This window comes from Amycolatopsis sp. DG1A-15b (assembly GCF_030285645.1).
Taxonomy (GTDB): domain Bacteria; phylum Actinomycetota; class Actinomycetes; order Mycobacteriales; family Pseudonocardiaceae; genus Amycolatopsis.
Genome location: NZ_CP127296.1, coordinates 5,352,600 through 5,370,338 on the forward strand (window position 1 = coordinate 5,352,600; position 17,739 = coordinate 5,370,338).

A 17,739-nucleotide genomic window follows, 5' to 3' on the forward strand; every position below is an offset into this window, starting at 1 on the left:
GCCGAGGCGGCGCTCAGCCGGTCCGGGTCGGGGCGCCCGAGGGCGGTGTTCCCCGGCCGCCGCCCGGCGCCTGGCCCTGGCCGCCCGATTCGCCGTCCGTCACCGATGTCGCCGTCGCCGTGCTGCCGGACTCCGTGGCCACCACCGTGACCGTGTCGCCCGTCGCCAGGCCGGTCGCCTGGGCCGAAGTGATCGTGTACGTCTTCGAGAAACCGTCGTCGCTCTTCGCGGTCAGCGACGTCGCGCTCAGCGCCGTCACCTCGCCCGTCTGCATGATCTTCGTGACGTAGCCGCCGTTGCCGTCGGACGACACGTACTCCCCGTGCAGCGCCGCGCCCAGACCGCCACCGCCCGGCATGCCGCCGGGGCCGCCCGTCATGCCGCCCGGCCCGGCCTGGGTGTCGGTGGCCGCCGACGACGAAGCGGCCCAGACCGCCGCTCCGCCGCCGGCCACGATCGCCGCCGCGACGGCGCCCGCCGCGATCTTCTTGCCCGGCGACCAGCCCGGCTTCGGGGCCTGGCCCGGTGCGGGCGTCGCGCCCCACGTCTGGTCCGGAGTGGACGGTGCCTGCGGTGTGGTCATGATGGCGCTCCTCAACGTGATCCTTCGGTGCGATCCACGGTGGAGCCACTCGCTGTGTGCGCACTGTGCCTGCCGTCAGCCGTTCCTGTGACCGGAGGAACCGGACATCCGCGACGGGCCGGTCACCGCACAGCCGCCTCACAGGCAGCACACAACCCGCACACACGGCGCGGACGGACGCTGGGTCCATGGCCGCGCGAACCATCCCGTCCCGCCCCCACCGGGGGCGCCTTTCGCTGCGCGCGAAACTGACCGGCTCGGTGGTCGTGCTGCTCACCGTGGTGTGCCTGATCGTCGGGGTGGTCAGCGAGTTCGCGCTCGAGTTGTTCCTCACCCGCCAGATCGACCAGCAGCTCTCGGCCGCGGCGGACCGCTCGCTGGTCTTCGCGAGCAACGCCCGGCCGCCGGACGGCGGGCCGCCGCCGCAGAACCTGGGCCAGCACCCGCTCGGGCAGAACGTCGGCACGGTCAGCGCCACCTTCACGGGCCGGCGGCTCGTCCGCGACGACAGCATTTCCGAGCACGGTGGCCGGCTCGAGCTGAGCGCGGACCAACAGGCCCTCATGCTTTCGGTGCCCACCGACGGCCGGCCGCACACCCTGTCCTTCGCCGACCTCGGCGAGTACCGCCTGATGGCGCTGCCGGTCGCCGGGACGTCCGACGTCGTGGTGACCGGCCTGCCGATGAAACCGGTCGACGACACCCTGCTCACCGTCGGGCTGATCCTGTTCGGCGTGGCCGCCGCGGGGGTGCTCGGCGCGGCCTTCCTCGGTGCGTTCGCGGTCCGCCGGACGCTGCGCCCGCTCGACCGCGTCGCGGCCACCGCCGGCCGCGTCACCGAGCTGCCGCTCGACCGCGGCCAGGTGGCGCTGTCCATCCGCGTCCCGGAGAGCGACACCGACCCGCGGACCGAGGTCGGCCAGGTCGGCTCGGCGCTGAACCTGATGCTCGGCCACGTCGCCCAGGCCCTCGAAGCGCGGCACGAAAGCGAAATCCGGGTCCGGCAGTTCGTCGCGGACGCCAGCCACGAGCTGCGCACGCCGCTGGCCGCGATCCGCGGGTACGCGGAGCTGGCCGCCCGCGGCAGCGCGCTGGTGCCGCCGGACGTCGCGCACTCGATGGGCCGGATCCAGTCCGAAGCCGTCCGGATGACGGCGCTGGTCGAGGACCTGCTGCTGCTCGCCCGGCTCGACGCGGGCCGTCCCCTGGACGTGCGCGACGTCGACCTCACCAGGCTCGTCGCCGACGCGGTCGGGGACGCCAGGGTCGCCGGGCGCGGGCACCGGTGGCTGCTCGAGCTGCCGCCGGACCCGGTGCTCGTGTTCGGCGACGTCCAGCGCCTGCACCAGGTGCTGGCGAACCTGCTGGCGAACGCCCGCACGCACACCCCGCCGGGCACCACGGTGCGGACGGCGCTGGCCCGCTCGAAGGACACCCACAGCGCCGTGCTCACGGTGACCGACGACGGCCCCGGCATCGCACCGGACCTGCTCCCGGACGTCTTCGAGCGGTTCGCCCGCGGCGACTCGTCGCGCTCCCGCCACGCCGGCAGCACCGGGCTCGGGATGGCGATCGCCTCCGCCGTCGTCGTCGCCCACCACGGCTCGATCGAGGTTCACAGCCGGCCCGGGCGGACGGAGTTCGCGGTGCGCCTCCCCGTGGCCGTGCCCGCACAGCGCGTGCACAGCATGGGCACAACCCGGCCCCAGCTGGGCACCGGAAGCTGATCTCATGACCGCTGTGACATCCGGGGCTTCGCCCCGGGCCGGGGGCTCCGCCACCCGGAGCCCCCGAAAAGAAGCCGCCCTCGTGCCACGCGAAACAGTTGCGCCCCCGTCAGCACCCGCCCGCCCTGCGTGGCACCGGCCCGCTTTGGCCGCCCTCCTGCTCGGCACCGCCGTGCTGTACCTGTGGGGCCTGGGCGCCTCCGGCTGGGCCAACGCCTTCTACTCCGCGGCCGCGCAGGCGGGGTCGCAGAGCTGGAAAGCGCTGTTCTTCGGCTCCAGCGACGCGGCCAACGCGATCACCGTCGACAAGACCCCCGCCGCGCTGTGGGTGATGAGCCTGTCGGCGCGGCTGTTCGGCGTGAACGCGTGGAGCATCCTGGTGCCGCAGGCCCTGATGGGCGTGGGCTCGGTCTGGTTGCTCCACGCCACCGTCCGCCGCACGTCCGGCCCGGCGGCCGGGCTCGTCGCCGGCCTGGTGCTGGCCCTGACGCCCGCCGCGGCGCTGATGTTCCGGTTCAACAACCCGGACGCCCTTCTCGTGCTGCTCCTGGTGGCGGGCGCGTACTGCGTCGTGCGCGCCTGCGAGAAGGCGAGCCCGCGCTGGCTCGCGCTGGCCGGCGTCGCGGTCGGCTTCGGCTTCCTGGCGAAGATGCTGCAGGCGTTCCTGGTGCTGCCCGCCTTCGCGCTCGCCTACTTCGTCGCCGCCCCGGTTCCGCTCGGGAAGCGGCTGCTGCACCTGCTCGGCGCGGTCGGGGCGACGGTCGCCGCCGCGGGCTGGTACCTGGTGGTCGTGGCCCTCTGGCCGGCCGCGGACCGGCCGTACATCGGCGGCTCGCAGGCGAACTCGCTGTGGGAATTGATCTTCGGCTACAACGGCTTCGGCCGCATCACCGGCGACGAGGTGGGCAGCGTCGGCGGCGGCGCCGGCCGCGGCTGGGGGTCGACCGGCCTGACCCGGCTGTTCGGCAGCGAGATGGCGGGCGGCATCGCCTGGCTGCTGCCGGCGGCGCTGCTGGCGCTGGGCGCCGGGCTGTGGTTCACCCGCCGGGCCCCGCGCACGGACGCGTCCCGGGCGGCCCTGCTGCTGTGGGGCGGCTGGCTGCTGGTGACGGCGCTGGTGTTCAGCTACATGGGCGGCATCATCCACCCGTACTACACGGTGGCGCTGGCCCCGGCGGTGGCGGCGCTGGCCGGCACGGCGGCGGTCCAGCTGTGGCGGCTGCGCGCCCACCCGGCGGCCTCGGGGCTGCTGAGCGGCGGCGTCGCGGTGACGGCGCTGACGGCGTACCTGCTGCTGGGCTCGTCGTGGCAGCCGTGGCTGGCCCCGACGGTGCTGGTGGGCGGCCTGCTGGCGGCGGTGGCGCTGTTCTTCGCCACGCACCTGACCCGCTGGGCGGCGTCGTCGGTCGCGGCGTTCGCGCTGGTGGTGTTGTTGTCCGGTACGGGCGCGTACACGCTGGCGACGGCGGCCACGGCGCACAGCGGAGCGATCCCGTCGGCCGGTCCGTCGGCCGGCTTCGGCGGCCGCGGTCCCGGCGGCGGCTTCGGTGGTCCCGGCGGTCCCGGCGGCGGCTTCGGCGGCGGTCGTGGTGGTGGCCCGGGCGCGCTCCTGAGCACGACGACACCGGGCGCGGCGCTCACCGCGTTGCTCCGGCAGGACGTGTCCCGCTACACCTGGACGGCCGCCACCGTGTTGTCGAACGCCGCAGCGGGCTACCAGCTGGCCAGTGGCGCACCGGTGATGGCGGTGGGCGGGTTCAACGGAACGGACCCGTACCCGACGCTGACGCAGTTCCAGCAGTACGTCGCGGGCGGGCAGATCCACTACTTCCTGGGCGAGGGCATGTCGATGCAGGGCAACAGCGGTTCGGACGCGGCCCGGCAGATCGCCGAGTGGGTGGCTTCGCGGTACCAGCCATCCACTGTGGACGGCGTAACGGTCTACGACCTGACTGCGACCGTGTGAGACACGACGAAAGCAGGGTGTGACGCCGGTCCGGGCCCGGGCAACCTGGTCAAGAACCGGCTCACTCCGGCACACTGGTGGTGCCCAGGCGAACAGGAGTTCCTGCTGATGACCGAGCCTCACGTACGGCGGGCCGAATCGGCAGACCTGGAATCGTTCGCCGCAGTCCTCGGAGACCGCGCTTTCTTCGACGATCGCTTCCGGCGGCAGCAGGAAAAGCACGGCGTGCTGTTCCTGGGCTGGCTGGGTCCCCTGCCCGCCGGAGCGGTCTACCTCTGGCTGGCGGAGGCGGAGGAAAAGCCGATCAGCGACCACCTGCCCGGCGTTCCCTTGATCACGCACCTCGAAGTCCACCAGGACCTGCGGCGGAACGGCGTCGGCACCGCACTGGTCCGCGAGGCCGAGCGTCGCCTCCTCGAGAAGGGCCGCTACCGGGTCGCGCTGGCGGTGCGGACCGACAACGACGACGCCGCGCGCCTGTACAAGCACCTCGGTTATCGCGACTGGGGTCACGGCGAGGTCATCTGCCTGGCGCGGAAGACCTTGCCGGACGGCACGGTCCTGACCGAGGAGGAAGTGTGTTACGTGCTGGTCAGCGACCTGGTGCCGATCACACCCGCGCCGCGGACCGAGGCCGACCCGGCTGCCGCGCCGCACCCGTGCTGACCGGTACGTCGACCCCGGCCTGAGCCAGCAGCGGGATGCCCAGCGCCTCGACGGCGTGCCCGACACCCGAACCGCCGTGGTGATCGCGCCGGAGGTCGGTGATCCGCTGCCGCCAGCGCACGCAGTCCTGCTGCCACGCACGGAGGTACCGCAGGCACAGCTCCGGCGTGATCAGCTCGCTGCGGCCGACCGCGGCCTTGAGCGCGTCGACCATCCGCGCCTGCTGGGCCGCCTCGATCGGCGACGCCTGCACCAGCTTGATCGTCTCCCGGATGATCCGGCGGCGGTCGGTGAGGAACTCCCGCCAGTACGCCTTGGTGGCCTGCGCCAGGCCGAGGTGGTTGTCGAACAGCCCGAACACGCCTTCGGCCAGGGTGTCGCCCAGTTCTTCCCCACGGGCACGACGGGGGTCGCGGTAGGGGTCGTAGTCCTTCTGGACCGCCTTGCCCGTGGTCGCGGACGGCCGCAGTTTCATGCCGTCCAAAAGGAAGAACCAGTCTTCGTTGTAGATGTTGGGGAAGAACGAACTGAAGGCCGCTTCCCCACCGCCAGCGCGCCGCCGCCGATGAAGGTGTCCTGCTTCCGCCCGGCGTCCCGGATCGCGTGGCACACGACGGAGTTGTCCGGCATCCCCGCGTTGGCCAGCCCGACCACCGGGTATTCACCGAGCAGGCCGGCCGCGACGCCGAGGTCCGCGGGGTTCGGCAGCTCGATGTCGTCGTCGAGGAAGAGGATCCGCTTCCAGCCGGCCAGCACCGCGATGAGCAGCCCCAGGTTGCGCTTGAAGCTGGTGTCGGTCTGCCTCCGGAACCGGGTGAAACGCACGACCTGGTCGGTGGCGAACTCCGGAACCAGCCCCGGGTTCAGCAGATCGGTGTCGATGGCGAGCGCGCCGACTCCGGCGCTCTTCGCCTCGAGGATCGCGCCGGAGATCGTCGACAGCTTGCTGCACAGGAAGAGCAGGAAGGCATCGTGTTCCTTGGCCGCGGCGATGGCCTGCCGCAGATAGGGGGCCGGGCGCGCGGTGGGCACGATGATCGCGTCCATCGCCGCACCGGAGACGTCCTCGGTGTCGAAGTGCGCCAGGAGGTCCTGGTGCGACTCGTGCTGCCGCGGGTTCACGCGGCGGCCTCGGGCCACTCGTGCAACCGGTTCTCCTCGAGGGTCCAGTCGGGGGTCAGCCCCTGTCCCCCGACGACAGGCACGCGGCTGATGATGCTGAAGGATTCCACATCGCCGAACCGGTCTTGCACGTACGCGATGTTACGGTCGCGGAAACGCGCGTCCGTCAGCGCGCGAACCGCTCCGAGAGTGCCACGACCGTACATACCATTGCACACGGTCACGGTGCGCTTTCGGTTGAACGGACTTTCGCCGCGGTAGAAGTGCGCGACGTCCTCGAGCAGGTGTTCCCGCCGGTCGAGCTTGGGTTCGAACAGCTTCGGACGCCCGTCCTGCTGCACCCGGAACCCGCCGTGTTCGGCGTCGTCCACCCGGCCGACCTGCTCCACCGGGAGGTCCACCCGCTCGATCACGTCCCGGGTCACCGAGTTCCAGTCCACGCCGCCCAGCAGGACGAGGTGGCTCGTGTAATCGTCGGCCGTCAGCTCCTCGCTGGTGCAGAACTTGACGTTGTTGTCCGGGTTGCGCGAGCGGATGTGCCCGAACAGCTCGATCAGCGCGTCCGGGTCGGCGTAGGTGTAGAGCGAGACGAAGTCGGCGCTCTCCGGGTCCGCGTAGGACAGGTTCCGGTACTTCTCCGGGAGCCGGGCGCAGACGATCGTGATGTTCTGGCCTTGTTCGAACGTCCAGATGTCGGCCACCGGGGCTGGCGACGCCACGAGCTCCCGGCCTTCGCGGAGCTCCAGGAGCTCGTCCAGGAGTTCCGCGCGCCGCGCTCGCTCCCCGTCCGTCAGTTGTCCGATGGGGAGGATGCGCAGCGTGCCGCCGTCCAGCGACCGCCGGGTCGCGAACAGCGTCGCGTAAGCGTCGAGCCGCCGGGTCGGCGGCGTCACCGGCTTTTCCGTGTTCTCCCACGAGGAGATCAAGGAGATGCTGAGGGACTTGTTCCCCCCGAGGGCCTTGGCGAGCTGAGCCTGGGTGATCCCGGCCTCGGGCCACTGGTTCTCGCGCAGCGCGCGCAGGCGGTGAGCGAGCGCGGACCACTGCGGCTGAGCTGAGGACACGACGTGGGCCGCCCTTCAGGAAATTTCAGTACTCCCGACGAGGGCGCCAATACTACTCCCCGTCACTAGAAGCTCGATGGTCGCCCCGCCGAACCTGGGACTGAAACGTTACGTCTGCTCGAACTTCCTGGCACCGAACAGATAACACCGATTCATCTCAGTTGATCCGGGGTACTTCACGCCTTACAGTCTCCTTGACTGAACTTCAGTTCTAACCTGAAGGCAGGAGCAGGCCATGAGTAGTCCAGCACAGCACGTCCCCCTCCACCGGGCCATGGTGGCGGTCGACATCGAAGGCTCGACGACGCGGACGAACCCCGCCAGGGCCCGGCTCCGCACCGTCCTGTTCGAGCTGCTGGACGAGGCCTTCCTGGCCGGCGGGATCACCAAGAAGTTCCGCGACGGCTTCGTCGACCGGGGTGACGGCGCGCTGTGCCTGGTCCGGCCCGTCGACCAGGCCCCGAAGCCGGTGCTGCTCACCACCGTCGTCCCCACGCTGGCGGAACTGCTGGACAAGCACGCCGAGAGCCATCCGGAGCTCGCCTTCCGGCTCCGGGTCGCCGTGCACGCCGGCGAGGTGCACTACGACACCCGCGGCCCGTACGGCGAGGACGTCGACATCGTCTGCCGCTTCGTCGACGCGCGGGAACTCCGGCGGCAGCTGAGTATCACGGCCGCTCCGCTGGTGCTCGTCATTTCACCGGAGATGCACCGCTCGGTCGTCCGGCACGGCTACCCGGGGATCGACCACACCGCGTACTTCCAGACGGTGCCGATCAAGGTCGGCACCCAGCGGCTCCGCGGATGGCTCCACGTCCCGGAAGCCGCGCACCGCCAGGAGGACATGCCCGCGTAGCGCGAAAAGAGGTGGGGACCGTGGAACCGACGGGCTTCTGGGCCGAACTGGCCCCGGCCGATCGCCGCAAGGTGGCGGAGTCCGCCACGCGCCGCTCGTTCCGGCGCGGGCAGACCGTGTGCCGGGAAGGCGACCTCTCCAGGGTCGTGCTGGTGCTGCTGTCCGGGCACGTGCGGATCGTCCACGGCACGCCGGACGGGCGCGACGTCGTCGTCGGGGTGCGCGGGGCCGGTGACGTCATCGGGGAGCTCGCCGCGATCGACGACCTGCCGCGTTCGGCGACCGTCGAGGCGCTCGACGACCTCGACGTGCTCGAGATCCCCGGCGACCGGTTCGCCGCGCTGTGCCGGACGCGGGCGCGGATCTCCTGGGCGCTGCTGCTCGTGCTCTCGGCCCGGCTGCGCTCGGTCGGCAGGCAGTGGCTGGACGTCGGCGGCGGGGCCGCGGCGCGGCGGGTGGCGGCGCAGCTCATGCAACTGGCCGTCCAGCACGGCGTGCCACGCGGGGACGACATCCGGATCGCGGTCCCGGCCACCCAGGCCGAACTGGCGATGACCGCGGCGATCTCGCGGGAGTCCTGGGCGCGCGCGACGCGCGACCTGCGCCGCCGCGGGGTGATCAGCACCGGCAGAAGACAGGTGACGATCCACCGCATGGCTGAACTTCGACGACTGGCGAGCTGAATCCCGCGCTCTGTGTCAGCTGACACAAAGCAACCGGCGAGCCGGAGGTTTCCTGGATCCACGGCAGAGGAGGGCTTTCATGGACCCCTACACCACCGCACCGGGCCGGAGCCGCTGGCGCCGGGGCGTCTACGCGGCCGGTCTCGTCATCCCCTTCACCGCGTCCCAGCTTTGGGCGCTGCTGGTGCTGTTGCGGCTCGCCCCGCTCGACGGGCTGGTGGGGCAGGCCTTCGTCCTCGTCCTGGTGGGCTCCGCCGCCGCGATCTGGGCCGGCTGGCGCTGGACCTGGCAGCTCGGCCGCGACCGCGACCTCAAACCCGAACCCGCCCCGAAGACCCGGATCCCGACATGACGTCCGGGCCGGTCATCGTCGCCGCCCTCGTGCTGGCCTCCGGTGCCGGGCGTCTCCTGCGCCACCTCGGCGGCCTCCTGCGCCGCCGGCCGACCGAAAGGAGCACGGAAATGACCAGCACGCCTCCGACCTTCCCGCTGCGGATCTACCACTGGCGATGGGAAATCCTGGCCGTGACGCTGCTCCCCTACGGCGTGGTGACCTTCGCCCTCTGGGCCGGCCCGCTTCGGGCGGCGGCGGTTCTCGCCGCCGCGCTCGGCCTGGCGGTGCTGCGCCGCCGCCAGGTGCAGGCCCGCATCCACGCGATCCGGCTGCAGCACCGGCTGCGGGCGGTGTTCCCGCACCTGCGCCTGCCCGGCGGCCGCCTCCCGGCGATCCTGTGGAGCCGCCCCCGCGGCGGCGACGTCGTCGTGTCGCTGTTCGGCCGGGAAGCGTTCGAGCACCTGCACCGGAACCGCACGGTCCTCGCCGCCGCGTGCGCGGTCCCGGAGGTGTACGTCGACCGCCACCCGAGGTACGCCGGCCTGGTGACGCTGACGATCAGCCCGACGGCCCCGAAGCGCGAACCGGGCCGGGCGTCCCTGCCGAGCAACGTGGTGCCGCTGCGGGCGCACAGCTGAGCCGGGTTCAGCGCCCCAGCACGTCGGCGAGCATTGTGGACAGTTCGCCGCCGTGCCACGAACCGGCCGAGAACCGCTCCTGGGCGATACCCCGCCAAGGAGCGTTCTCGGCGCCCACCGTGAACCGCCGGTCCGCGGTGAACTTCCCGATCTCCTGGACCGCCAGGCCTTCCTCGCGCAAGGTCTTCGTGGCCAGTTCGGCGTCTTCGGGCCGGGTCGCGACGACGAGTCCCCAGTCGCCCCAGGTCTGCGCGAGGTCGAACGGCCGCACACCGCTGCGCACGGCCACTTCGGCCACCGGCTCGGCCAGCTCGAACTCCCCGGTGACCGCCGCGCCGAGGCCGTTCGCCTCGCCCAGCGCGCGGACCGTGGCGAACAGGCCGTCGGAGACGTCCATCGCCGCCCGCGCGAGCCCGTTGGCCGCCAGCAGCCGTCCCGCCTGCAGCTGGGCCGGCGGCCTGCTGGCCCGCCGCCAGATCTCTTCCCTGGCCGGCGCCGGGAGCTTCGCCCGCCCGGTCTCCACCAGGGCCGCGGCCCAGAGGTAGCCGGGGGAACCGGCCAGCAGCAGCCGGTCCCCGGCGCGCGCCCCGATCCGGCGGAGCCGGCTGCCCGGAGCGCACCGTCCGATGGCCGTCGCCGTCAGCTGGACGACCGCGCCGTCCCTGATGTCCCCGCCCACGACCCGGGTGCCGTGCGCGGCACAGCAGTCGTCGACGCCGTCGAGCAGCCGCTCGAACTGCCGCACCGTGGTCGCCGCGGGCAGGGTGTAGTTGACGACGAGACCCAGCGGCTCGGCACCGGCGGCCGCGAGGTCGGAGAGGTTGATCGTGGCCAGCAGCCAGCCCGAGTGGTACAGGTCCGGCTCCCGCAGGAGGTCGACCAGCGGCGCCGGGCAGCTGTCGGTCGTCGCGACGAGCTCGCTCGGGCTGTCCACCTTCGTCAGGAACGCGCTGTCGTCGCCGAAGCCTTCCGTGTCGCCATACCGCGGCCGCAGCACCTTTTCCTGGATGCCGCGCTCGCCCAGCTGGCCGAGGCGTGGCTCAGTCGCCTCGGACATGATCCGCCAATCGGGATGCGACGACCCGGTGGTCGCTCGAGTAGTTGTGCGGCATCTCGCCGTACGGGAGCTCGCTCCCGGTGGAGGCGAACAGCATCAGGTTGCAGATCCGGGCACCCGGGTACAGCAGCACGGGGTGCCGGAGGTGGTTGACGATCTCGAGGGTGAGCACCGCGCCCGTGCCCCAGCCGAACCCGGGGCTGACCTGTCCGCACAACACCACGCTGATCCCGAGCCGCGCGTAGTCGCTGGTGCCGTCGACGAGGCCGGCCAGGTTTTCGGAGAGGCCGATCTTCTCCAGCGTCGGCGCGAGCACCACCTCACCGGGCTCGACGGCCAGCCGGCCCCGCCCGTCCGGTTCCTTCGGGACCAGCTCGGGGTGGGTCTCCCGGTCGGCGATGTCGACCGGCCCGGCGGTCTCCAGGGTGAACGCCTCGTACCCGAGCCGCAAGCTGAGCGCGGCCGGCCGCACGAGCGCGGGGTCGAACGGCTCCACCCGCAGGTCACCGGTCTCGCAAGCCCGCCGGATGGCCCGGTCGGTCAGCACGCCGCGCCGTGCCCGGCGCCTTCTGACCTGGGCTTTCAGCTCCACGAGCATCATGATGCGACCTCGGTGCCGAGACCCGCCAGTACCGCGCCGACCAGGTTTTTGAAGTCGTCTGCGGAAAGATCGCCGTTGGGCTGGTCGTCGCTTTCCCCCGGCTCGCAGTAGACGACGGTGGTGGGTGTCCGCCGCGGTCCCTGGACGACGACGGTCGCGGTCAGTCCCGCGTCGACCGGGCGCACCGTGTGCACGACGGAAGTGCCGCACGTGTAGACGTCGCCGCCCCGGATGTGCGGCACGCCGAGGCGTTTGAGCCGCACGGCGCCGTCGGCCACCAGGGCCGCCGGGTCGGCCGGGTCGGTGCCGTAGCGGTAACGCCGGTAGGGCTTGCCGCCTTCGGCGGTCTCGGCGAACTCCACCGTGTGCATGCCGGTGCCGGCGAGCACGTACGACGCGAACTCCCAGCGATGGCTGTGGGGGTTCGACTCCCCTGGCGAGACCACGTCGGCCGCCGGCCAGACGTGCAGCCGGATCCGGAACCCGGACTCGACGCCGGTGTGGAGGAGGATCTTCGCGAAACCGTTGGGGTGCCAGTACGAACGCCGGGCGATCTCGGCGGCGGCCGCGTCGTCGGCGACCAGGTCGCGCAGCCAGGCCGCGAGCGAGTGCCGGGCGCCGCGGACGTACTCCGCGGCCGCGCGCAGTTCGGCCAGGCCGGGCCGGAAGGGGATGCCTGCGCTTTCCGCGACCTCGCGCGGAAAGGGGTGGCCCGCCGCGCCGGCGGGGGCCGCGACGAACGTCGTGGTGGTGGTCATCGTGCGGGTGTTCTCGCAATCTGCGGCTACGGGGAAGCCAGAACGGGAGCCGGGAACGCCAGCGCGGCCGCCTTAAGGGCGGTGATGGCGTCGAGAGTCATCCAGATCGGGAGGTCCCCGCTGCCCCATGCCCACAACCCGACTCCGGATTCGTAGCGTTCCCACACGGCGGCGAGCGCGCGCTCCAGCCTGGCCGAAGGCACCCGGGGTGCTTCGGCCAGCGCTTGGACGACCCACGCCGCCGTGAAGTGCCTGATGGTGAGCCGGAGGGCGGGCGCGCCGTCCGGCTGGTCGAGCCGGAGCTCGTCGGAGACGCCGTCGTCCGGGTGGTCCCGCGCGATGAGCCATTGCGTGCCGAGCTCGACCGCCTCTTCGACGTCGGCGCGGTCCACCCCGTTGTGCCGCAACGCCTGCAGGGCCACCACCGCCCGCGCGGTGTGCGCCGCCGACGGCTCCGGAGCGACCTGATGCGGCGCCTTCTTCTCACCCCACAGGAGGACGCCGCCGAAGTCGAGCCGGGCGGCGAGGAGGTCGTCGGCGAGCTCCGTCGTCAGCGGCGCGTCCGGGCGGAGCCGGACCGCGGTGCGGAGCGCGGTGGTGAGCAGGAACGGCCGCGTCCGGCTGTAGCCGTCGAGCGAGCGGGCGAGGTAGCCGAGACCGTCCTCGACGGACAGGAGCGAGCTCGCCGGGTAGAGCGCGTCGATCACGGCGGCGGTGACCTCGGGGCGCCGCCCCTTCGAGCGGCCCTGCCAGCCGAGCTCCGAGCGCTTGCCGTAGAGGTCCGCCAGGACGGGGTGCAGGTCCAGGGCGGGCTCGCCGATCAGCGACATCGCCTTGACCCCGTACGCGGTCGCCAGCGTCGTCCGCGGGTCGTCCTGCCGGAGGTAGTGCCGCCAGCCCGACGCCCGGCCGTTTCCGTCGCGGATCAGGTCGTCGGCGAGGGCGCGGCCCGCCCGGCGGAACACCTCCCGCAGGGAGCCCGCCGTCTCGAGCACCGGGCCCGGGCCCTTGCCCTGGTTCCGCGCCGACTCGATCATCCCGAGCAGCGCGTTCCCCATCCCGAAGTGCTCGTCGAGCAGCCGGGCCTTCGCCGCCGACGGGAGGTAGCGCCCGGATTCCCACTGGGTCAGGTTCGCCCGGCTCACCCGCACGACCTTGGCCAGCTCGGCCTGGGTTTCACCGGCGGCCTCGCGCAGCCGGCGCAGCTCGACACCGACCTGTTCGGGGGTTGTTACCACTTCAGCACCCGCCGACGGCGCCGCAGGGGACATACTAGGTAGGTAGGCATCGTTCACCGAACTTACCTACATAGGTAGGCGACCGTAGGGAGATGACAATATGTGGACACAGAGCGCAGCCTATCCCACCGGCGCCTCCGCACGACGGCCATCTCGGCACGACTCGCCCGAACGGATGGAAGCTGCAGGTCGCGGCCCACCCGGTTGCCACAGTCGTGGCGACCACCCGCACCTGAAGCACCACCGTGAGCATCCGGCGGCCTCCCCAGGCCGCCCACGGGCGACCCAGCCGACGACCCGACCGGGCAGCCTTCCCGAGTTCGTGCGTTGTTCCGGAGGTGTCCGGATGGAAGACCACAACTTACCTACGTCCCGCTCGCACGGCTGGTTCGACCGGCTGCGGGACCGGCTCGGCGAATGGCTCTTCGCGACCGAGGAAGACGCCCGGGCGCGAGCCCGCGGGCTGAACGTCGTCAAGAAACCGAAAGGCGTCCGCGTCTACCGCGATCCACGCTGGGACACCGTGCGGGCCTGTCCCGGCTGCGGCGGCCGCGGAGCCGGCACCACCGACGGCGAGGCCTGCCCGGCCTGCGCCGGTACCGGAGTCCTTCGCCCGGCGGCCGCCGTCCCGGTCGCCGACGGCCGGAAGGGAGCACGGTCATGACCCAGCACAACCACGTCCCCGAACTGGCCCGGCACTTGGCCCGGATCAAGCGGCCCAACCCGGTGCTGTGGCTCTACCACTGGCGCTACGAGATCCTCGCCCTGACACTCCTGCCGTACGGACTGGTCAGCCTGATCACCCGGCTCGGACCGGTCTGGTCGCTCGTGGCCCTCGTCGCGGCCTTCAACTGGCTCTTCTACTGGCGCGCCGCCCGCCGGCACCTGCGCGGCCGGCTGCGCGCGATCGTGGTGCAGCACCGGCTCCGCTCGGGGTTCGCGGGCGCCCGGATCTGCACGGTGGACGGCCGTCGCCCGGCGATCCTCTGGACCCGCCCGCTCGACGGCGACGTCGTGGTCCGGCTGTTCTGCCCGGCGGGCATCGGGTTCGAGCAGATCCGGGAAGGCCGCGAACAGCTGGCGGCGGCGTGCTTCGCCGCCGAGGTCTACGTCGACCGGCACCCGAAGTACGCCGCGCTGGTCACGCTGACCGTCTGCACCACCCCGCTCGAACACCGGCCCGGCCGCGCGGTGCCGCCCACCTCGGTGGTGCCGCTGCGGGCGCACAGCTGATTCCCGCGGTGCCCGGCGGCGAACCGGGCACCGCACAGGAACCGCACAGAGAGATCACACGGTCACCAAAGCGGCGGCCGCGATCGTGGGGGCATGACAGCCACCGCCCCCGCATCGCGGCCCGGGACCGTCCCGGTCGACCTGGCCGGCCCGCAGCCCGTTCTCGACGTCGTCATCCCGGTCTACAACGAAGAGACCGACCTCGAACCGTGCATCCGCCGGCTGCACGCTCACCTGGCCGAGCACGTCTCCTACCCGTACCGGATCACCGTCGCCGACAACGCGAGCACCGATGCGACGCTGCAGGTGGCCGAACGACTGGCCCGGGAGTTCCCGGAGGTGGCCGTCCAACACCTCGACGAGAAGGGCCGCGGCCGCGCGCTCAACGCCGTGTGGCAGGCCTCCGACGCCGCCGTGCTCGCCTACATGGACGTCGACCTCTCCACCGATCTCGCCGCGCTCGCGCCGCTCGTCGCGCCGTTGCTGTCCGGGCACTCCGATCTCGCCATCGGCAGCAGGCTCGCCCGGGGCGCGCGCGTGGTGCGCGGCCCGAAGCGCGAGTTCATTTCCCGGTGTTACAACCTGATTCTCCGCTCGACGCTCGCCGCGAAGTTCAGCGACGCGCAGTGCGGGTTCAAGGCCATCCGCGCCGACGTCGCCCGTGAACTGCTGCCGCACGTGGTGGACACCGGCTGGTTCTTCGACACCGAACTGCTCGTCCTGGCGCAGCGCGCCGGGCTGCGGATCCACGAGGTGCCGGTCGACTGGGTCGACGACCCGGACTCGTCGGTCAACATCGTCAAGACGGCCACCGAAGACCTCAAGGGCATCGCCCGCGTCACCAAGGCCACCTTCACCGGGGACATCCCGGTCAGCAGGCTGCGCGAGCAGCTCGGCAGGCAGCCGATCGGCGTCGACGCGCCCGGCGTGCCGCCGCGGCTGGTGACGCAGCTGGTGCGGTTCGCCGCGATCGGCGTCAGCAGCACGCTCGCCTACCTCCTGCTGTTCCTGCTGCTGCGCACGGTCGTCGGCGCGCAACCGGCGAACTTCGCCGCGCTGCTGGTGACGGCGATCGGGAACACCGCGCTGAACCGGCGGCTGACGTTCGGCATCCGCGGCCGCGCCGGCGCCGGACGCCACCAGTTCGAAGGGCTGATCGTGTTCGGGCTCGGGCTTGCGCTGACGAGCGGAGCGCTGGCCCTGCTCAACGGATCCACCACCCCCGGCCTCGTCCTGGAGCTCACCGTGCTGGTGCTGGCGAACCTCGCCGCCACGGTGCTCCGGTTCCTGCTCCTGCGCGGCTGGGTGTTCCACCCGCGCCGCCAGGCCACCTCTCCGAAGGAGTACTGATGACCACCGTCCTGCCCGCTCCGGTCACCGAGCCCAGGCACCGCAAGGAGTCCGGCGCGCACGCACCGCCGCGCTGGGTCCGCCCGGCCGCGTTCGGGCTGCTGGCCGCGACCGCGCTGCTGTACTTGTGGAACCTCACCGCCTCCGGCTACGGCAACTCCTTCTACGCCGCCGCCGTCCAGTCCGGGACGCAGAGCTGGAAGGCGTGGCTGTTCGGCTCGCTGGACTCCGGCAACGTGCTGACCGTCGACAAGCCGCCCGCGGCCCTGTGGGTCGGCACGGCGTTCGCCCGGATCTTCGGCTTTTCGAGTTTCACCGTGCTGGCGCCGCAAGCGCTCATGGGTGTCGCCTCCGTCGGGATCCTCTACTTGACGGTGAAGCGGACTTCCGGCCCGGTCGCGGGGCTGCTGGCCGGGGCGGTGCTGGCGGTGACGCCGGTCGCGGCGCTGATGTTCCGCTTCAACAACCCGGACGCGCTGCTGGTGCTGCTGATGGTCGCGGGCGCCTACTTCGTCGTGCGGGCCACGGAAACGGCGAGCCCGCGGTGGCTGGCGCTGGCCGGGGCCGCGATCGGGTTCGGGTTCCTCACGAAGATGATGCAGGCGTTCCTGGTGCTGCCGGCCTTCGGCCTGGTGTACCTGCTCGCCGCGCCGACGTCGCCGGGCAAGCGGCTGCTGCACCTCGGCGCTGCGGTCGTGGCGCTGGTCGTCTCGGCGGGCTGGTTCATCGCGCTGGTGGACCTGTGGCCGGCGTCGTCGCGGCCGTACATCGGCGGGTCCGAAGGGGACAGCCTGCTCGAACTCGCGTTGGGCTACAACGGGTTGGGCCGCATCTTCGGTGGCGAGGGCAACGGCGGCGGCATGGGCGGCGGCGGCATGGGCGGCAACACCGCCTTCGGCGGGTCGACGGGCCTGTTCCGGATGTTCGGGGCCAGCTTCGGCACGGAGGTGTCGTGGCTGCTGCCGGCCGCGCTGATCGGGCTGGTGGCCGGATTGTGGTTCACGCGCCGCGCGCCGCGGACGGACCGGACCCGGGCGGCGCTGGTGCTGTGGGGTGGCTGGCTGGTCGTGACGGCACTGGTGTTCAGTTTCATGAGCGGCACGGTGCACCCGTACTACTCGGTGGCGCTGGCACCGGCGATCGCCGCGCTGGTCGCGGTTTCGGGCCGCGCGCTGTGGCAGGGCCGGGCGCACCCGGCGCCGCGGGCCGTGCTGGCCGGGATGGTCGTGGCGACGGCGGTGTGGTCGTTCATCCTGCTGGACCGGACGCCGGAGTGGTTCCCGGCGCTGCGCTGGATCGTCGCGGTGCTCGGAGTGCTGGTGGGCACGGTGCTGGTGATGGGCGTGCCGGCCTCGCGCCGGGTGGTCGCGGTCGTGGCGGCGGCGGTGGTCCTGACGATCGGCGTGTCATCAGCGGCGTACGGCGTCGAGACGGCGTCGGTGGCGCACAGCGGCTCGATCCCGACGTCGGGTCCGACTTCGAGCGCCATGGGCGGTGGCTTCGGGGGCGATCCTGACTCGTCGTCGAGCGCCATCGGCGCCCTGCTGGCGAAGACGACGACGAAGTGGGCCGCGGTGACGACGGGTTCGCAGAGCGCGGCCTCGCTGGAGCTGGCGAGCGGCAAGGCGGTGATCGGCATCGGCGGCTGGAGCGGTTCGGACCCGGCCCCGACGTTGGCCGAGTTCAAGGCGTACGTGGCCGCGGGTGAGGTCAAGTACTACGTCGAAGGTGGCCGAGGAGGTGGGCCGGGTGGCGGATCGTCGGAGATCACCGAGTGGGTGACGGCGAACTTCACCGCCACCACCGTGGACGGCCAGACGGTGTACGACCTGCAAAGCTGAAGTTCGCGAAGGGGCCGTGAGT

General features: G+C 72.2%; 19 protein-coding genes. 11 read left to right on the top strand and 8 right to left on the bottom strand.

All coding sequences use genetic code 11. The annotated features are described in order from the left end of the window. Nucleotides 1-13: 13 nt before the first annotated feature. A complete protein-coding gene (locus QRY02_RS24470) occupies nucleotides 14-583 on the bottom strand; it encodes a hypothetical protein (protein WP_285985194.1) in 570 nt (189 codons plus the stop codon). A gap of 188 nt (nucleotides 584-771) precedes the next feature. Between QRY02_RS24470 and QRY02_RS24475 the strand changes: the two genes are divergently transcribed. From QRY02_RS24475 to QRY02_RS24485, 3 genes are all read left to right on the top strand, one after another. Next, nucleotides 772-2,310, top strand: a complete 1,539-nt coding sequence (locus QRY02_RS24475) for a sensor histidine kinase (RefSeq protein WP_285985195.1) — start codon at nucleotides 772-774, stop codon at nucleotides 2,308-2,310. 4 nt (nucleotides 2,311-2,314) lie between these two features. Beyond that, entirely contained in the window at nucleotides 2,315-4,276 is a 1,962-nt protein-coding gene (locus QRY02_RS24480) for a glycosyltransferase family 39 protein (protein ID WP_502874123.1), read from the top strand. Nucleotides 4,277-4,384: 108 nt separating this feature from the next. Then, entirely contained in the window at nucleotides 4,385-4,942 is a 558-nt protein-coding gene (locus QRY02_RS24485) for a GNAT family N-acetyltransferase (RefSeq protein WP_285985197.1), read from the top strand. Here the strand turns inward: QRY02_RS24485 and QRY02_RS24490 are convergent. Genes QRY02_RS24490 through QRY02_RS24500 form a run of 3 tightly spaced genes read right to left on the bottom strand, consistent with a single transcriptional unit; the run spans nucleotide 4,887 to nucleotide 7,128 of the window. After that, nucleotides 4,887-5,417, bottom strand: coding sequence for a hypothetical protein (locus QRY02_RS24490; protein WP_285985198.1), 531 nt, complete (start codon nucleotides 5,415-5,417; stop codon nucleotides 4,887-4,889). The genes QRY02_RS24485 and QRY02_RS24490 overlap by 56 nt on opposite strands. Continuing rightward, a complete protein-coding gene (locus QRY02_RS24495; RefSeq protein ID WP_285985199.1) occupies nucleotides 5,414-6,064 on the bottom strand; it encodes a hypothetical protein in 651 nt (216 codons plus the stop codon). The genes QRY02_RS24490 and QRY02_RS24495 overlap by 4 nt, the downstream gene beginning before the upstream one ends. Further along, on the bottom strand, nucleotides 6,061-7,128 hold the full coding sequence (locus QRY02_RS24500; RefSeq protein WP_285985200.1) for a helix-turn-helix domain-containing protein: 1,068 nt from the start codon (nucleotides 7,126-7,128) through the stop codon (nucleotides 6,061-6,063). The genes QRY02_RS24495 and QRY02_RS24500 overlap by 4 nt, the downstream gene beginning before the upstream one ends. Nucleotides 7,129-7,363: 235 nt before the next feature. Between QRY02_RS24500 and QRY02_RS24505 the strand changes: the two genes are divergently transcribed. The 4 genes from QRY02_RS24505 to QRY02_RS24520 all read left to right on the top strand — a co-directional run bounded on the left by QRY02_RS24505 (nucleotide 7,364) and on the right by QRY02_RS24520 (nucleotide 9,639). Next, entirely contained in the window at nucleotides 7,364-7,984 is a 621-nt protein-coding gene (locus QRY02_RS24505; protein ID WP_285985201.1) for a hypothetical protein, read from the top strand. Nucleotides 7,985-8,004: 20 nt separating this feature from the next. Further along, nucleotides 8,005-8,667: a Crp/Fnr family transcriptional regulator gene (locus QRY02_RS24510; RefSeq protein ID WP_285985202.1), complete on the top strand. Its 663-nt coding sequence runs from the start codon at nucleotides 8,005-8,007 to the stop codon at nucleotides 8,665-8,667. A gap of 79 nt (nucleotides 8,668-8,746) precedes the next feature. After that, nucleotides 8,747-9,019, top strand: coding sequence for a hypothetical protein (locus QRY02_RS24515; protein ID WP_285985203.1), 273 nt, complete (start codon nucleotides 8,747-8,749; stop codon nucleotides 9,017-9,019). Beyond that, entirely contained in the window at nucleotides 9,016-9,639 is a 624-nt protein-coding gene (locus tag QRY02_RS24520; RefSeq protein WP_285985204.1) for a hypothetical protein, read from the top strand. Before QRY02_RS24515 ends, QRY02_RS24520 begins: the two co-directional genes overlap by 4 nt. 7 nt (nucleotides 9,640-9,646) lie before the next feature. On the opposite strand, the gene QRY02_RS24525 is transcribed toward QRY02_RS24520, so the two are convergent. The 4 genes from QRY02_RS24525 to QRY02_RS24540 are packed head-to-tail and all read right to left on the bottom strand — an operon-like array spanning nucleotide 9,647 to nucleotide 13,293. Further along, nucleotides 9,647-10,696 carry a thiamine-phosphate kinase gene (locus QRY02_RS24525; RefSeq protein WP_285985205.1) on the bottom strand — a complete coding sequence of 350 codons (1,050 nt, stop codon included), beginning with the start codon at nucleotides 10,694-10,696 and terminating at the stop codon, nucleotides 9,647-9,649. Further along, nucleotides 10,680-11,297: a dCTP deaminase gene (gene dcd, locus QRY02_RS24530; protein WP_285985206.1), complete on the bottom strand. Its 618-nt coding sequence runs from the start codon at nucleotides 11,295-11,297 to the stop codon at nucleotides 10,680-10,682. The genes QRY02_RS24525 and dcd overlap by 17 nt, the downstream gene beginning before the upstream one ends. Beyond that, nucleotides 11,294-12,055 carry a hypothetical protein gene (locus tag QRY02_RS24535; protein ID WP_285985207.1) on the bottom strand — a complete coding sequence of 254 codons (762 nt, stop codon included), beginning with the start codon at nucleotides 12,053-12,055 and terminating at the stop codon, nucleotides 11,294-11,296. Before QRY02_RS24535 ends, dcd begins: the two co-directional genes overlap by 4 nt. Nucleotides 12,056-12,081: 26 nt before the next feature. Further along, nucleotides 12,082-13,293: a helix-turn-helix domain-containing protein gene (locus QRY02_RS24540; protein ID WP_353067982.1), complete on the bottom strand. Its 1,212-nt coding sequence runs from the start codon at nucleotides 13,291-13,293 to the stop codon at nucleotides 12,082-12,084. A 346-nt stretch (nucleotides 13,294-13,639) separates the two neighbouring features. On the opposite strand from QRY02_RS24540, the gene QRY02_RS24545 reads away from it, so the two are divergent. The 4 genes from QRY02_RS24545 (at nucleotide 13,640) to QRY02_RS24560 (ending at nucleotide 17,717) form a co-directional block, all read left to right on the top strand. Continuing rightward, nucleotides 13,640-13,957 carry a J domain-containing protein gene (locus QRY02_RS24545; protein ID WP_285985209.1) on the top strand — a complete coding sequence of 106 codons (318 nt, stop codon included), beginning with the start codon at nucleotides 13,640-13,642 and terminating at the stop codon, nucleotides 13,955-13,957. Continuing rightward, nucleotides 13,954-14,526, top strand: coding sequence for a hypothetical protein (locus QRY02_RS24550; protein WP_285985210.1), 573 nt, complete (start codon nucleotides 13,954-13,956; stop codon nucleotides 14,524-14,526). The genes QRY02_RS24545 and QRY02_RS24550 overlap by 4 nt, the downstream gene beginning before the upstream one ends. Before the next feature lie 93 nt (nucleotides 14,527-14,619). Next, nucleotides 14,620-15,876 carry a bifunctional glycosyltransferase family 2/GtrA family protein gene (locus QRY02_RS24555; RefSeq protein WP_285985211.1) on the top strand — a complete coding sequence of 419 codons (1,257 nt, stop codon included), beginning with the start codon at nucleotides 14,620-14,622 and terminating at the stop codon, nucleotides 15,874-15,876. Next, nucleotides 15,876-17,717 carry a glycosyltransferase family 39 protein gene (locus QRY02_RS24560; RefSeq protein WP_285985212.1) on the top strand — a complete coding sequence of 614 codons (1,842 nt, stop codon included), beginning with the start codon at nucleotides 15,876-15,878 and terminating at the stop codon, nucleotides 17,715-17,717. The genes QRY02_RS24555 and QRY02_RS24560 overlap by 1 nt, the downstream gene beginning before the upstream one ends. Nucleotides 17,718-17,739 lie beyond the last annotated feature (22 nt).

Excerpts from the sequence above, each read along its gene's own strand:
- QRY02_RS24520 (WP_285985204.1), top strand. The coding sequence starts at position 9,016 with ATGACGTCCGGGCCGGTCATCGTCGCCGCCCTCGTGCTGGCCTCCGGT.
- QRY02_RS24505 (WP_285985201.1), top strand. The coding sequence starts at position 7,364 with ATGAGTAGTCCAGCACAGCACGTCCCCCTCCACCGGGCCATGGTGGCG.
- dcd (WP_285985206.1), bottom strand. The coding sequence starts at position 11,297 with ATGATGCTCGTGGAGCTGAAAGCCCAGGTCAGAAGGCGCCGGGCACGG.
- QRY02_RS24490 (WP_285985198.1), bottom strand. The coding sequence starts at position 5,417 with ATGAAACTGCGGCCGTCCGCGACCACGGGCAAGGCGGTCCAGAAGGAC.
- QRY02_RS24480 (WP_502874123.1), top strand. The coding sequence starts at position 2,315 with ATGACCGCTGTGACATCCGGGGCTTCGCCCCGGGCCGGGGGCTCCGCC.
- QRY02_RS24550 (WP_285985210.1), top strand. The coding sequence starts at position 13,954 with ATGACCCAGCACAACCACGTCCCCGAACTGGCCCGGCACTTGGCCCGG.
- QRY02_RS24485 (WP_285985197.1), top strand. The coding sequence starts at position 4,385 with ATGACCGAGCCTCACGTACGGCGGGCCGAATCGGCAGACCTGGAATCG.
- QRY02_RS24525 (WP_285985205.1), bottom strand. The coding sequence starts at position 10,696 with ATGTCCGAGGCGACTGAGCCACGCCTCGGCCAGCTGGGCGAGCGCGGC.
- QRY02_RS24470 (WP_285985194.1), bottom strand. The coding sequence starts at position 583 with ATGACCACACCGCAGGCACCGTCCACTCCGGACCAGACGTGGGGCGCG.
- QRY02_RS24535 (WP_285985207.1), bottom strand. The coding sequence starts at position 12,055 with ATGACCACCACCACGACGTTCGTCGCGGCCCCCGCCGGCGCGGCGGGC.
- QRY02_RS24560 (WP_285985212.1), top strand. The coding sequence starts at position 15,876 with ATGACCACCGTCCTGCCCGCTCCGGTCACCGAGCCCAGGCACCGCAAG.
- QRY02_RS24555 (WP_285985211.1), top strand. The coding sequence starts at position 14,620 with ATGACAGCCACCGCCCCCGCATCGCGGCCCGGGACCGTCCCGGTCGAC.
- QRY02_RS24475 (WP_285985195.1), top strand. The coding sequence starts at position 772 with ATGGCCGCGCGAACCATCCCGTCCCGCCCCCACCGGGGGCGCCTTTCG.
- QRY02_RS24515 (WP_285985203.1), top strand. The coding sequence starts at position 8,747 with ATGGACCCCTACACCACCGCACCGGGCCGGAGCCGCTGGCGCCGGGGC.
- QRY02_RS24545 (WP_285985209.1), top strand. The coding sequence starts at position 13,640 with ATGGAAGACCACAACTTACCTACGTCCCGCTCGCACGGCTGGTTCGAC.